General features: G+C 46.7%; 12 protein-coding genes. 8 read left to right on the forward strand and 4 right to left on the reverse strand.

The window, feature by feature from the left end:
* The first annotated feature begins 128 nt into the window (after positions 1-128).
* The 3 genes from B9Y59_RS16725 (at position 129) to B9Y59_RS03295 (ending at position 3,178) form a co-directional block, all read left to right on the forward strand.
* Positions 129-272, forward strand: a complete 144-nt coding sequence (locus B9Y59_RS16725; protein ID WP_442856174.1) for a homocysteine S-methyltransferase family protein — start codon at positions 129-131, stop codon at positions 270-272.
* Positions 273-447: 175 nt separating this feature from the next.
* Positions 448-2,328, forward strand: coding sequence for an Ig-like domain-containing protein (locus B9Y59_RS03290; RefSeq protein WP_085531776.1), 1,881 nt, complete (start codon positions 448-450; stop codon positions 2,326-2,328).
* 91 nt (positions 2,329-2,419) lie between these two features.
* Complete coding sequence (locus tag B9Y59_RS03295) at positions 2,420-3,178, forward strand: exodeoxyribonuclease III (RefSeq protein ID WP_085531778.1); 759 nt, start codon at positions 2,420-2,422, stop codon at positions 3,176-3,178.
* 265 nt (positions 3,179-3,443) lie between these two features.
* Here the strand turns inward: B9Y59_RS03295 and B9Y59_RS03300 are convergent, their stop codons facing one another.
* Both B9Y59_RS03300 and B9Y59_RS03305 read right to left on the reverse strand, forming a co-directional pair.
* Complete coding sequence (locus B9Y59_RS03300) at positions 3,444-3,989, reverse strand: DUF1836 domain-containing protein (protein ID WP_054323862.1); 546 nt, start codon at positions 3,987-3,989, stop codon at positions 3,444-3,446.
* Positions 3,990-4,034: 45 nt separating this feature from the next.
* Positions 4,035-4,922: an AraC family transcriptional regulator gene (locus tag B9Y59_RS03305; RefSeq protein ID WP_054323861.1), complete on the reverse strand. Its 888-nt coding sequence runs from the start codon at positions 4,920-4,922 to the stop codon at positions 4,035-4,037.
* Positions 4,923-5,297: 375 nt separating this feature from the next.
* On the opposite strand from B9Y59_RS03305, the gene B9Y59_RS03310 reads away from it, so the two are divergent.
* The 4 genes from B9Y59_RS03310 (at position 5,298) to B9Y59_RS03325 (ending at position 10,851) form a co-directional block, all read left to right on the forward strand.
* Positions 5,298-5,672 carry an OadG family protein gene (locus B9Y59_RS03310; protein ID WP_085531780.1) on the forward strand — a complete coding sequence of 125 codons (375 nt, stop codon included), beginning with the start codon at positions 5,298-5,300 and terminating at the stop codon, positions 5,670-5,672.
* 92 nt (positions 5,673-5,764) lie between these two features.
* On the forward strand, positions 5,765-6,934 hold the full coding sequence (locus B9Y59_RS03315; protein ID WP_054323859.1) for a sodium ion-translocating decarboxylase subunit beta: 1,170 nt from the start codon (positions 5,765-5,767) through the stop codon (positions 6,932-6,934).
* A gap of 117 nt (positions 6,935-7,051) precedes the next feature.
* Positions 7,052-9,448: an ATP-dependent helicase gene (locus B9Y59_RS03320; RefSeq protein ID WP_085531782.1), complete on the forward strand. Its 2,397-nt coding sequence runs from the start codon at positions 7,052-7,054 to the stop codon at positions 9,446-9,448.
* Between the two features lie 41 nt (positions 9,449-9,489).
* Positions 9,490-10,851, forward strand: a complete 1,362-nt coding sequence (locus B9Y59_RS03325) for an MATE family efflux transporter (protein ID WP_054323927.1) — start codon at positions 9,490-9,492, stop codon at positions 10,849-10,851.
* Between the two features lie 211 nt (positions 10,852-11,062).
* Here the strand turns inward: B9Y59_RS03325 and B9Y59_RS03330 are convergent, their stop codons facing one another.
* Positions 11,063-11,740 (reverse strand): hypothetical protein, encoded by a 678-nt coding sequence (locus B9Y59_RS03330; RefSeq protein ID WP_054323858.1) that lies wholly within the window; start codon positions 11,738-11,740, stop codon positions 11,063-11,065.
* A 112-nt stretch (positions 11,741-11,852) separates the two neighbouring features.
* Positions 11,853-13,349 carry a recombinase family protein gene (locus B9Y59_RS03335; protein ID WP_242967223.1) on the reverse strand — a complete coding sequence of 499 codons (1,497 nt, stop codon included), beginning with the start codon at positions 13,347-13,349 and terminating at the stop codon, positions 11,853-11,855.
* 250 nt (positions 13,350-13,599) lie between these two features.
* On the opposite strand from B9Y59_RS03335, the gene B9Y59_RS03340 reads away from it, so the two are divergent.
* Complete coding sequence (locus tag B9Y59_RS03340; RefSeq protein ID WP_085531784.1) at positions 13,600-13,827, forward strand: hypothetical protein; 228 nt, start codon at positions 13,600-13,602, stop codon at positions 13,825-13,827.
* The last annotated feature ends 31 nt before the right edge of the window (positions 13,828-13,858 follow it).

The raw sequence follows: 13,858 nt of genomic DNA on the forward strand, positions 1-13,858 counted from the left end.
GAAGAAACGGATTTTGGAGGTTTCCATCAGCCAATTGAAAAGGGATTTCTCTTTTTATGCTGTTGTGGTATAATTATTTCATATGGAAGGCGTGAAAAAGGGCTTAAATATTCCCTTTGTGGCGGCTATTGGGAGGAAATCAGAGGGCCGGCGAACTGCCAGAACTTTGGAATCTACAGCGGCCAGAATGGATCGGGCAGATGTATCGCGGCTATTTAGTGGCTGGGGCGGATATAGCCAAGGGCAATACGTTCGGCGCAAACGTCGTCTGAAAAACGGTTTCCGTTGTGTTACACAAGTAAAAAAAGCCGTTGGCGTTCCTTTCGCCAAAGGGGATAGAAAAAGGGGAACGATATGCTAAGGGTCGAAACGGATTTCTTGCATGTTTCATAACTGTATGGTTATGATTCACACTTTAGCGGGCTTTTAAAGGACAGGGAAGGGTTTATGCAAATTGTTGGGAAGTTGCTTTGTTCGATCTTGTGGATTCTATGTACGCTGGTCAGTATTGTTTTCGCAATTAGGCTCATACGGCTGAAAGAAAGAATCCAAACATATACGTGCAATCGAACGGGATCGGAATCGGAGGAGGAAGCAAAGCTTTATCGCAAGCAGATGCATATGGAACTTACGGGCAGTTTGTTAAGTGGTTTCATTGCGATCGTCGGCTTTCTTTTTTCTTATAATATTCCTATCCCACAGCCATACTTTTTTCCCTCGGACTGCGAGTTTTCCCATCCTAGCCCTTACGAAATACAAATTGAAGCAGATCCATATGTAGAAATCTACTATACGTTAAATGGAGAACATCTTCCACAACAGGAAGGGAATCGTTATGAAGGCCCCATTACCCTGACGAAAAATACGGCGGTTGTCGCACAGAGCAAATTCCTGTGCTTCTGGAGCGAACCGGCACAGGTAAACTGTACCGTATACGACGCAGATCAATACCCGGAGGGGGTGGACGCCAACCGCATAGAATTACAGCAACGCCGCGTGGAATTATATGTGGGAGATATGTTCCCTTTATCTGTGGATATTTTTCCTGAGAATGCGATTCCGCCCATATTGGAGTGGGAGAGCAGCGATGACCGTATTGTAGCGGTGAATGATGAAGGAATCCTCACTGCAAGGGAAACGGGTTCTGCTGTGGTAACCGTCAAGGTCGGCGTTTTAAATCTATCTTCTCATTGCGATGTGATTGTTCGAGAACGGAACTCGCAAGGGCTGCTTCCTGCGGAGAATCACTCCGTTTCTTCAGGCAGCCAGGTACATTCGGCGCCAGTATCAAGGCCGAATGTACCGGTTTCTTCCACGGAATCCTCTTTCGCGCCTGTTTCTTCGAAACCTTGGACGCCTCCGATACATCAGGCAAATTCCTCCTATGTTCAGGAGGAAGAACCATCCGTTCCACAGGTTGAACCTCCTACGACTTCAACGGCGTCGAAATCAGATGTTGTTTGGCCGGAGGTTTCCTCGAGTTCCAGCAAAATACCGGAATCCAGCAGCAGTAGCATCTCTTCCTCAACCCCTTCGTCGCAGCCGGATGAACCGCCTTATCTGGTGAGAATTGATATACAGTCCTTGCCGGAGAAGACGATTTATTCAGTCGGTGACCGGCTGGATTTATCGGGCTTCGCCTTGTTGGCTACTTATAGCAATGGGGCGACAAGTATTGTCAAAAGTGGCTTTACATGTACGCCTATGAAACTTGAAACAGCTGGGACCCAAGCAATCCGAGTATATTACGGCCAAAAAGAGACGTCTTTTTCGGTTGTTGTGCAGGAAGATCCGATTGAGATTTTGGCATACCGTGTGGAAAAGGCCTATCAAGATGCTTCTGTCTTACAGAGCGCTTTTTCAGTTTCTTTTACAACCAATGTCGCATTTCAAGACGCCACATTGGAAATCGATGGTATGTCCGCCGAATGCCCCATGAGAAATTCGACGGAAGGGATGCAGTCCTTTGACCGCAAGTACTTTTCGAAACCTTCCTATGATATTACATTGAAAGTTACGGACAATAGCGGAAATCAGGACGAGGTCACCTTTACGGCGGAACTGGGAGAAGTGGACATTACGATCGAGCCTACCCAGGCGCAGATTGCGGCTGGAGAGGATCTGGAGCTTGTTGCGGACGTGCTAGGGATTGCCGGGCATTCTGTAAGATGGAGCAGCAGCGCCCCTTCGGTCGCGAGTGTGAGTGATCATAAGGTTCTTGGTAAGGACTACAGTTCGGCCACTGTGTCTGGAAAGAAAAAGGGGCAGGCAACCATTACCGCAACGGTCGCCGGCAAAGAGGCGTCCTGTACGGTTACGGTCCATTGATCGATCAAAAGAACAGCGGTTGATATTTATAGTACAGCATGGCCCAGTAGAAAGAGAATTTTTTATTTGTCTTAGAAAGGGAAGATGCAATTTGAAGTTGATTTCTTGGAACGTCAACGGCCTTCGAGCTTGTTTGAATAAGGGGTTTATGGATTATTTCCAAACAGTGGATGCGGATGTATTCTGTATCCAAGAAACAAAGATGCAACCAGAGCAAGCGGAATTGATTTTGCCCGGATACCAGCAGTTCTGGAATTCCGCCCTAAAAAAAGGTTATTCCGGAACAGCGGTATTTACGCGGATGGAGCCGGTTTCTGTGCGGTATGGAATTGGCGCCGAGGAGCACGAAGGAGAAGGGCGAGCGATCACGTTGGAATTTCCGGATTTTTATCTGGTGACGGTGTATACGCCGAATGCGCAGCGCGAGTTAGCGCGAATCGATTACCGAATGGCGTGGGAAGATGCTTTCCGGGCTTATGTCAAGGGGTTGGACGAAAAAAAGCCGGTAGTCATTTGTGGGGATATGAATGTGGCGCATGAGGAGATTGACTTAAAAAATCCGAAGACCAATCGTGGAAATGCAGGTTTTTCGGACCAAGAGCGTGGAAAGATGACGGAGCTTTTAAACAGTGGTTTTACAGACACGTTTCGTTTCCTACATCCAGATGCTACAGGGGCCTACACATGGTGGAGTTATATGTTTCACGCCCGGGAAAAGAACGCAGGGTGGCGTATCGACTATTTCTTGATCTCGAATCGATTGCAAGAGCGGCTTCAGGCTAGTGAGATCCATGCAGAAGTGATGGGGAGCGACCACTGCCCAGTGGAATTGCTTCTGCGGGACGAATAGGAAGAGAAAAACGGGTTGCCTTTAATGCAGAAAATGCTTTCTCAAACGGAATTTCTTAGAAAATACCCGGAATCAGAACAGAGGAAATGGTTTTGTAGGAGGGACTTAGGAATGGGGATACTCTGTTCCGCGTATAGAAGCGTTTTCCTGATAAAAAGAACGACAGCCGGATGTCCTACCAGGAGAACATCCGCTGTCGTTCTTTTATATCCATTGATTGTAAGGCTTTTTATAGTCAAAGTTATACGAACGATGAAAACGGGCATCAATGCTCTTTTTCTCGTTGCGCCGCTTCCAATTCGCTTAAAATCCGTTCGGCTGCCGTTCGGCGAGCCTCTGCTTCAATAGAAAGTTCGATTGCCAATCGGGAAAGCGCTGCTTCTCCCTCCGGCAATGCGGCAGCAACACGCTTACATACATCCTGTAAAGCCGTGCTTTGCGCGCCGCAAAATCGTTCGTACATATTAGCGCTGCTGTTGTCCTCCAAAAGCCCCTTGAGCAACATGTCGATATCTGGAATGGTCAATACAGGTTTGAGCATACAGATCATAGTCAGCATCGCCAGATGTTCCCGCGAATATTTCTTTTGTTCCGGCCGGGGAAGGACCCCATCCTTGACATAGTTGTTTATCATACTGGAAGTCAGCGGGGCAGCATCCTCCGTACGTGTTAGTGGTTCTAACTGCTTGTTCATATATGTGAGGACCTGATCCATATATAAATAGATCTCCGGCAGACGATCCCAGGCAACCGGGCGATATTCCTGTGTCCGGTTCGCCCATTCGCCGATTTTTTCGACAGCTTCGCTCATAAAAAACTCCTTTCCAAAGAGAAAAACTATACATTAAAAAAACAATCATTCCCGTGGAAATCCCTCTGTGGGGGACGGGTCCCCACTTTTAGAAGGGGCCTCTTTCTTTTTCTGATTTAGATAACGGCTTGGTGGGACGCCCATGTGCCGTTTAAAAACGCGGGAAAAATACAGCTGGTCCGAAAATCCAGTGGAATAAGCCACCTCGCCAACCGAGAGGTTACCCGCCTTGAGAAGCGCCGCCGCCTTATTCATTCGGTAACGCATAAGATATTCATTTGGCGGCATGGAGACGTGCTGCATGAAGATGCGGTACAAATGACTGCGGCTGATCCCCGCGCTGTCCGCTACATCCTCAATATCAATATCCCGCGAATAGTTGTAGTCAATAAACTTAATTGCCTTTTGGACGTATTCGTAGCCGGTCGTCCGCTGTGTAGAAGAATCTCCCAAATGGTCGATCAGCTCCGCCATGAAAAGATACAGTCCTCCCAACATGCGAGCCTCAGCGGAGGGCGTGGAACCGGATACATTGCAAATGTCGGTCAACAAGCTTTCGAGCTTCCCGTCGTGTTCGCAGTGAAAAATGGGAGTTTCCTCGCTCAACCCAGTTTGTTCCACTAAAAGTTTGGCGTCGCTCCCGTTAAAACCCACCCAGCAGTATTCCCATGGGTCCTGCGTATCTGCTGCGTAAGAAGCCACACAGGAGGGAACCACTAAGAATCCATCGCCTACGGAAAGATTGTACTCATTTCCTTTTACAGAAAAAACGCCGCGTCCAGAAACGATATAATGAATTAAATAGTGGTCACGAATCGCAGGCCCCCAGCTGTGGCCTGCTGCACAGCGCTGTACACCACAACTGTATACAGCCATGCCCAAGTTGTTATGATACGGGACTTTAAAGGAACGCCGGAATTCTTCATTCGTCATACCGATCCCTCCCATGAAACGTGGGTATTGGTTGTTTCTATTATAATTCGTCGCGGACTTTTGTGCAATGACTCCACGGCAAATATCGAAAAAGAAAACCTATTTTATACCAAAAATTCATTGAAATTGGTCTTGTTATCGGTTATAATATGAATCGTTGTTAATTTGATTTTAGAGTGCCTTGTGGAAATAACGTAGAATTTAGGTTTTGTTGTTTGATAAGTCTTCATACGGGTATTTTTTTGAAATCCCCCGTATTTTGCTTATTGCAGCAGCTGTACTTGGATTTGCGAAGTTTTACAGGAACTCTTTTGGACGGTTTGTTCTTAGATCGGCCATATCACATAATATCTTAGGAAGAATGGGGAAATTCAAATGGATCCACAAAATGAAGTTTTACTCTCATTGACGGTACTGTTGACCGGCTTGGTTGTTGTATTCGCAATGCTGATTTTTCTGACGATTGTCATTAAAATCTATGGTTCAGTGATTTACAACACAACCAAAAAGCGGAGGGAAAGCAATAAGCCCAAAGTGGAAGCTGCTCCAACGCCGGCTCCAGCACCAGCCCCTGCTCCCATTGAGGTGGAAGAGGGGATTTCTGGGGAAGTCGTTGCAGCGATTGCAGCGGCCGTCTATATGACGTATGGCGTTTCTGCGTCGAGAATCCGTTCCGTCAAGCGTGCTGCCGCCAATCCGCGTTCCCTTTGGGGTGAAGCAGGAAGGCTGGAAAATACACGCCCCTTCTAAAAACATACTTTGTACGAACGCATCCATCACTCCGCAGTGGACAGGCTGGCTTGTCTGCTACAAATTGAATAAAGAAAGGGCTGACATTTTCAGTGGAGATTATCAATGAATTTTTGAATTCCATCGTGGATATTTTCAAAAGCTCCGGCTTTGCGACCAATGATTGGCGCAACTACATTATGATTGGCATTGCATGTGTACTGTTGTATTTGGCAATCAAGAGAGAGTTTGAACCGCTTCTTCTTTTGCCGATCGCTTTCGGTATGATGATGGTAAACCTGTATCCCCCCATTATGGCTGAACCGACGGATGCGGCGAATGGAGGCCTATTCTATTACTTATATTTAGGCGTTAAGTTGGGGATTTATCCGCCGTTGATCTTCTTGGGGATTGGTGCAATGACCGACTTTGGTCCGCTGATCGCCAATCCAAAGAGCTTTTTACTTGGCGCAGCTGCTCAGTTGGGCATTTTCGTTACCTTTATTGGTGCAATTTTTATCGGAAATCTCGGCATTCCGAATCTTTCTTTTACGGCACAGGAAGCTGGTTCGATTGCAATTATCGGTGGTGCTGACGGCCCGACCGCAATCTTTGTTACATCAAAGTTGGCGCCACAGCTATTAGGACCAATCGCTGTTGCAGCTTATTCGTACATGGCCTTGGTGCCGATTATTCAGCCTCCGATTATGAAGGCTTTGACTACCAAGAAGGAGCGCTCGGTTGTGATGGAGCAGCTCCGTCCGGTTTCCAAGCTGGAGAAGATTTTGTTCCCAATTATTGTAACCATTTTGATCTCTCTGTTGTTGCCGGATGCGGCCCCGCTGGTTGGCATGTTGATGTTGGGCAACTTGATGCGTGAGAGTGGTGTTGTAAATCGTATTTCCAATACGGCACAGAACGAGTTGATGAACATCATCACGATTTTCCTTGGCGTCACCGTTGGCGCAACAGCAAAGGGCGAAGTTTTCTTGAGCCCCCAGACCATCGGTATTGTTATTCTCGGCCTGTTGGCGTTCTGCTTTGGCACGGCCGGCGGTGTTCTGTTTGGTAAGTTGATGTACTTCTTTACAAAGGGTAAGGTTAACCCGTTGATCGGTTCCGCAGGTGTTTCTGCTGTCCCGATGGCAGCGCGTGTGAGCCAGAAGGTTGGCCAGGAGGAAAATCCGGGCAACTTCCTGTTGATGCATGCTATGGGCCCGAACGTAGCCGGTGTTATCGGATCTGCGGTTGCGGCTGGCGTGTTGATCAGTATTCTGGGCTGATTGGGTCAGAAAACTGAATATTTGTTGAACGAACATACCCGCACACTCTAACAGCGTGCGGGTATTTAATTGAGGAGCGTATTTCCGTTCCGCTGATTTGTGGTTAGGAGCAGAAAAATGAACGAACAGACGGCGAATACGATCATAGGATTGAGAAAAGTTATGATGGAGCGGGAGTTTTCCCGTATGAATGACCAACAAAAGCAGGCAGTCTTTCATATGGATGGGCCCCTCCTGATTTTGGCTGGAGCAGGTAGTGGAAAGACAACGGTTCTTGTAAACCGGATTGCCAATTTAATTCGTTGGGGCAGTGCCTATCACAGTACAGTGGTGCCCTATGACTTTACACAGGACGAGTTGGATGTTCTACAGGCGGCATCCCAAGGAACCGTCCCCCTTCCGGATTCTATTCGAGATAGGTTGTCGGCAAATGCTTGCCGCCCTTGGCAGATTTTGGCGATTACTTTTACCAATAAGGCGGCAGGGGAACTGAAGAATCGTTTAGAGGCTATGCTGGGACCAATGGGGGGAGATATTTGGGCGTCTACCTTCCATTCAACATGTGCACGTATGTTGCGCCGCAACGGGGAACGTCTTGGGTATACAAGTCATTTCACCATTTACGATACAGACGATTCTCGCCGGTTGATTAAGGATTGTCAGAAGGCACTCAATATTGATGATAAAGTTTTGTCCTACAAGTCCATTTTGTCAGCGATTTCCCACGCAAAGGATAATCTGATCTCTCCGAAGGAGTATGAACAGCAGGCCGGACGGGATAATCGGTTGATTTTGATCGCACAAGCGTATAAGCTCTATCAAGACCGCCTTAAAGAAGCGGATGCTATGGACTTTGATGATTTGATTTGTAATACAGTTCGGTTGTTTGAAGAATGCCCGGATGTATTGCATGAGTATCAGGAGAAGTTCCGTTATATTATGGTTGACGAATATCAGGACACGAATCATGCGCAATATGTATTCGTCAAGTTGTTGGCGCAGAAGTATCAGAATCTTTGTGTTGTGGGCGATGACGATCAGAGCATTTATAAATTCCGCGGCGCAACCATTGAGAATATCATGAGTTTCGAAAAGACGTTCCCTCGAGCGGCTGTGATTCGCTTGGAACAGAACTATCGGTCTACGCAGAATATTTTGGATGCGGCGAACGCGGTGATTTCAAACAACACTGAGAGAAAGGGAAAAACTCTATGGACGGAGAATCCAGAGGGTTCCAAAATCGCTGTACATACAGGATATAGCGAACAAGATGAGGCCGATTATGTTGCCAAAAAGATTTTGGAAGGCGTAGCTGACGGAAGAAAGTATTCCGATTATGCGATTTTATATCGGATGAACTCCCAGTCGAACATTTTGGAGAAGATGTTTGTAAAGTCTGGGATTCCGTATCGCATCATTGGCGGACTGCGTTTCTATGAGCGCAAAGAAATCCGCGATATGATTGCTTACTTGAGCGTAATCAACAATCCTGCGGATGAGATGCGGCTGCGCCGCATCATCAATCAGCCAAAGCGCTCCATTGGCGATAAGACGATTGCACAAGCGTCGGAGATTGCAAACACCCTGGGAGAGTCGCTGTTTGATGTAATTTGTCATGCGGATACCTACGAGCCGCTTAAACGCACGGCGCCGAAGCTTTTACAGTTTGCAGAGTTGATGCAGTCCTTGATCGATGCCTCCAATGATCCAGATGTCAGCTTAAATGATCTGTACCATCTGATTCTGAGCAAAACAAACTACATCGAGGCTTTGAAGGCGGCAGAAAATGACGATGCGCAGGATCGAATCGATAATATCAACGAGTTATCCTCCAATATTATTAAATATGAGGAGGACAATGGAGAAGAAGCCAGCCTCTCCGGGTTCCTGGAAGAAGTGTCTTTGATGACGGACATCGATAATTTTGATGAAACAGCCGACTCCGTTGTCATGATGACGATGCATTCTGCAAAAGGCTTGGAATTTCCTGTGGTGTTTCTTCCGGGCTTTGAAGAGGGAATATTTCCGGGTTTACAGGCGATTTATAATCCGAACGAGATCGAGGAAGAACGCCGTTTGGCTTATGTGGCAATCACGCGTGCCCGGGAAGAGCTTTATATCCTCAATGCGGAAAGCCGTATGATTTTTGGCAGTACCTCCCGGAATAAACCCTCCCGGTTTATCGCTGAAATTCCCGAAGAATTGATTGAACGTTCGAGAACAAGGGAATGGAAAAAGCCGAAACCTGGTATGGTGTTGCCTACGTCGGCCTATGAAGCGCGTGTGGTTTCAACCAATGCAGCCCGGCACTTTGGGCCTTCCAGTCTGGAGCAAGGACATGCTCCATCGGAACCTTTGCGGGCTGGCGACCGTGTGTCCCATCGTACATTTGGGGAAGGATGCATTTTATCCGTAACGCCTATGGGAAATGACAATCTATTGGAGATTGCATTTGAACAGGTTGGCACCAAAAAATTGATGGCGAATTTTGCTCGTTTAACAAAGTTAAGCTAGGGAAGACGGCAACTTGAATTGATATGAAAAAGGGTGAATGCATGCAAGAAGCAACAAAACAATTTGAACAAAACAAAATGGGAACAGCCCCTATGTTCCCGCTGATTCTGTCCATGTCTTTGCCAGCAATGTTCTCCATGCTGGTTCAGGCACTGTATAATGTAGTGGACAGTTATTTCGTTGCAAAGTTGAGTGAAAACGCTTTGACAGCGGTATCACTTGTATTTCCCATTCAGAACTTGTTGATCGCGGTTGCGGTTGGCACTGGTGTGGGAATCAATTCCCTGATTTCACGCCGCTTAGGGGAAGGACATCGGGAAGAGGCCGATCATGCGGCAACTCACGGCCTATTGTTGGGAGTAGTAAACTGGATTTTATTTGCACTCTTCGGCCTGTTTTTCTCTCATGCGTTTATCAGCGCATTCACCAGCACGCCGGAAGTAGTGGAAATGGGCACGCAGTATATGGGAATTGTGTGTATCTTTTCTATGGGCGTCTGTGTAGAAGTCAATATTGAGAAAACTTTGCAGGCAACAGGCAACATGGTTTATCCCATGATCTTCCAATTGATTGGCGCAGTTACCAATATCATTTTAGATCCAATTTTTATCTTTGGCATGCTTGGAATGCCAAAGATGGGCGTTGCAGGCGCAGCGGTTGCTACGGTAGCGGGGCAAATTTTGTCCATGATTGTGGCGGCCATTGTGCTCTTTTGCAAGGATCATGATGTGAAAATTTCCTTCCGCGGTTTCAAACTTCGTTGGAACACCATCCGGAATATCTATGCGGTCGGATTCCCCGCCATCATCATGCAGTCGATCGGCTCGGTAATGGTTATGGGTATGAATGCAATTTTGATTGTGTTTACCGAGACAGCAGTAGCCTTTTTTGGTATCTATTTTAAACTACAATCTTTTGTCTTTATGCCGGTTTTTGGTTTGACACAGGGGCTAATGCCGATTATGGGCTATAACTATGGCGCACGTAACAGAGAACGATTGGTGTCTGCTCTGAAGATTGGCAGCGTTATTGCTCTGGTCATTATGGCTTGTGGTATGATTTTGTTCTGGGCAGTTCCTGACCAGTTGCTTTTGATCTTCAATGCTTCTGAAAACATGTTAGGGATTGGTGTCCCTGCTCTACGAATTATTAGTTTGAGTTTCCTTCCAGCGGCACTGGGGATCTTGTTTTCCACATTGTTCCAGGCGGTTGGGCATGGTGTAAGCAGCTTGATCGTCTCTGTACTCAGACAGTTGGTCGTTTTACTGCCTGCGGCGTTTTTATTGTCCCAGATCGGTTTGCCACCCATCTGGTATGCTTTTCCGATTGCAGAAGTCGCCTCTCTGTTGGCCAGTATCTTCATGTTTGCAAGAATGTATCGGAAAACAATTAAAAATTTATAATGAATTAAATCGTAAAGGAGAAAATCCCGGACTCTATCCCAAATAGAGTCTGGGATTTTTGGAGCTACTGTTTTTTCGAAGGGGGAGTTGTTAGGACAAAATACTTTTATTTATTGAATCTCGAACTGAAAGGGTAAAACACGAGCCTGTGGAAAATAGGACTCCACAGGCTCGTGTTTTATGCCGCGATGATCGAAGTAAAAGGAAAGGTTTAATCCGTACAACTAGATTTACGGTTGCGACAATCACAACCGCATCCGGATTCGCCCACCTTTGGCGGGAAGAATTCGTCCGTAGGAAATTCAATGCGGCGGAACATATCGCACGGATTATCACTGGTTGTAACGCATTCTTTCTCTGGAATGCAGAAGTCATAGGCAGGGATTAACATCTGAACATTACGTACGATTTGCACAATGGTGAAGACACCGATTGTGACATAGACATTGCGGCAGGTGTTGGTCTCAAACTGGCCGCCAAAACGCTGGCAGATGCTGTCCGGAATCCGGCAACAGGTATCGCAACATCCCATCGGACGATCACAAATACGCGCAGAAAGGCCGATCGGTTCTGCAACTTGCACAGTGGCCTTGGGCAGAACCCGACCGCTGGTGAGCTGCGTATCCACATCATCGCAGTTCAGATCCGAACTGAACATTTTGACATTTCCTTCGCTGCCAAACAGGATGACCTTTTTATTGAATACAGAGATACCACTGACAATAACTGGGCCGCCAGTTGGCAGGGAATATACATCCAGGCAGACATTGAAGAAGAAGGTCATGTCAATTGAATAGAACCCCTTGTTAAAAGGAACAGGCTCCAGATCCAAATAGACGGTGATGACCTCCACATTGCGAATACGTACATTGGTTGCTTGTTCGATCAAGTCGTGCTTGTCGGGTGTGAAGTAAACACGAAGATCTTCCAGACAGTCTTTATCATAAGACCAACCTTTCTATAGATATAGAGATATTCTTATTTGTCCGCCCGGAGCGGCTTTATGTAGCGACATAAAGGGGTAAAAAGTAAATGTCGAGTTCAAATTCTGCGGGTTTAGCTCCCTTTCGTTTGCGATAGTCTATGTGCTCGATCACAGACTTCAACATTTCATTTTTAGCAGCCCCGGAAGCGTTTGGGTAGTGATCCAGGACATCTTGAATTCGCATCTGCATGGCCGGAATATTGAGTTGCTTTTTCGGTTGCAGAAATGGAAGCTTAGAGTCTTTCAGCTTCTCAATGCGCTCCAATAAGATTTGATGCCTTGCCAAAAAGGTATCGGCGTCGTAGACTCCCTGTTCCAAAAGATCATGTAGCCGGCTGTCCTGTTGCTTTGCTGTGCGGATCTCTCGCTCAATGGATTTCAAGACTTCTTCTGCGTGATCATCTTCATCAACGGGAACTGCCTGCATCGCAGAAAGGTTTCCGATTTCTTCACGGAGCCTGCGCAATACTTCTTGCTCGACCAAAGCCAAACGGCTTGAAACGATACATCCACGTTTTTGACAGAGCAAAATGGGTCCGCCCTTACACATCTGGCGCTGCATGGCTGCACCACAATTACTACAGATCACTAGACCAGCGAGAGGGTTTTCCACATATCCCTTAAAACTGGGGGAATGGTAGCGATTGGCAAAAATCTCTTGAACACGACAAAACGTATCCTCGTCGATAATCGCTGGATGGAGGCCATCAACCACTGTCCAGGATTCCTTCGGGTTATAGATTTTGCCGTGTTTTGTACTACCTTGCATGCCTGGATGAATATAGGTCACTCGGTCCCATACGATTTTGCCAAGATAGACAGGGGAAGTAAGTATTTGGCGAATGGCAGTCCGGCCGAACTGTGCAGCACGGTGTGGTTTTGCTCCCATGCCATTCATCACATCCGCGATCTGCTGGCACCCCATGCTTTTGTTTGCATACAGGTCAAACATCAATCGGACAAACTTTGCTTCTTCCTCGTTGATCTTGAGCGTGGGACGTTTTCCGATTTTGGTTTTGTCATAGCCATATGGAGCGTTCGCTACGTAGCCGCCATCCTCGATGGTCTTCTTTAGACCGCGCCGCAAGCGGCGTTTAATCATTTTGAGTTCCTGACGGCCCATGAACGCCTCGAATTCCGTGTATGTCTCGTCGCTCTCGTCATTGAGATCGTATGTTTTGACCGGCGTGATGATCTTTGTACCGGATGATTTGAACGCCTCCAATATAATGCCCTGGTCGCTCATGGAACCGCGGCCCAGGCGCTGAATATCCATACACAGAATTCCGTCGAATTTTCCAGCGGCGACGTCTTCCAGAAGCCGCAACATTTGCGGGCGTGCATAAAGGCTGTCGCCGGAAACCACTTCCTCATAGATGTCTTTCTCTGCAATTGGAATGTTGTGCTCAACGGCAAACTTCTTTAAAATTTCCCGATGTCTCCGTAACGTTTCTTCCAGCGGTTCGTGGGGATCGTCCATCCGGGATTTTCGAAGATACTCTCCATAGCGCAAAGGATTCACCTCCTTACTCTTCTATTTTATTTATTGATATTTCATATCGGTACAATTATAAAAAGAAATATTGATCTTCTATTTAAAAGATTTTATATCCATGAATTGCATATATTCTCATATAAAATTTTGTCGAAATAGAACAAATAAATCTTAAAGTGAAAAATGTTGTCATCATGGAACGATTTTCCATTTACACTGGCCCTATATAGATAAAGGGCAGACAGGCCCAGGGAATGGAGATAGTTTTATGAAAAAATTGTATCATTGTCCCGAAAATGTGAAACAAGCGATCCGGGAGGCTTACAGCAAACAACCGGCAATATCAGACCGCCTTGTCTTTCTTGCTCCCTACATCAGACGGAGAGAACGTGGAACGGAGAATCCGCAAGACCCCGGACAAGATCCCGATTTGGTCACGGGTAATATCCTGTCCTTTGCTCAATACGCCCAGATCCACCAAAAACGTGTAGACTAAATCATAATCACGTTGGGACAGGCCGTATCCA

The sequence above is a fragment of the Anaeromassilibacillus sp. Marseille-P3371 genome (genome assembly GCF_900169665.1).
Lineage (GTDB): Bacteria > Bacillota > Clostridia > Oscillospirales > Acutalibacteraceae > Anaeromassilibacillus.

Coding starts and splice junctions, on each gene's coding strand:
- B9Y59_RS03290 (WP_085531776.1), top strand. CDS start 448: ATGCAAATTGTTGGGAAGTTGCTTTGTTCGATCTTGTGGATTCTATGT.
- B9Y59_RS03300 (WP_054323862.1), bottom strand. CDS start 3,989: ATGAGCGAAGCTGTCGAAAAAATCGGCGAATGGGCGAACCGGACACAG.
- B9Y59_RS03305 (WP_054323861.1), bottom strand. CDS start 4,922: ATGACGAATGAAGAATTCCGGCGTTCCTTTAAAGTCCCGTATCATAAC.
- B9Y59_RS03310 (WP_085531780.1), top strand. CDS start 5,298: ATGGATCCACAAAATGAAGTTTTACTCTCATTGACGGTACTGTTGACC.
- B9Y59_RS03320 (WP_085531782.1), top strand. CDS start 7,052: ATGAACGAACAGACGGCGAATACGATCATAGGATTGAGAAAAGTTATG.
- B9Y59_RS03325 (WP_054323927.1), top strand. CDS start 9,490: ATGCAAGAAGCAACAAAACAATTTGAACAAAACAAAATGGGAACAGCC.
- B9Y59_RS03340 (WP_085531784.1), top strand. CDS start 13,600: ATGAAAAAATTGTATCATTGTCCCGAAAATGTGAAACAAGCGATCCGG.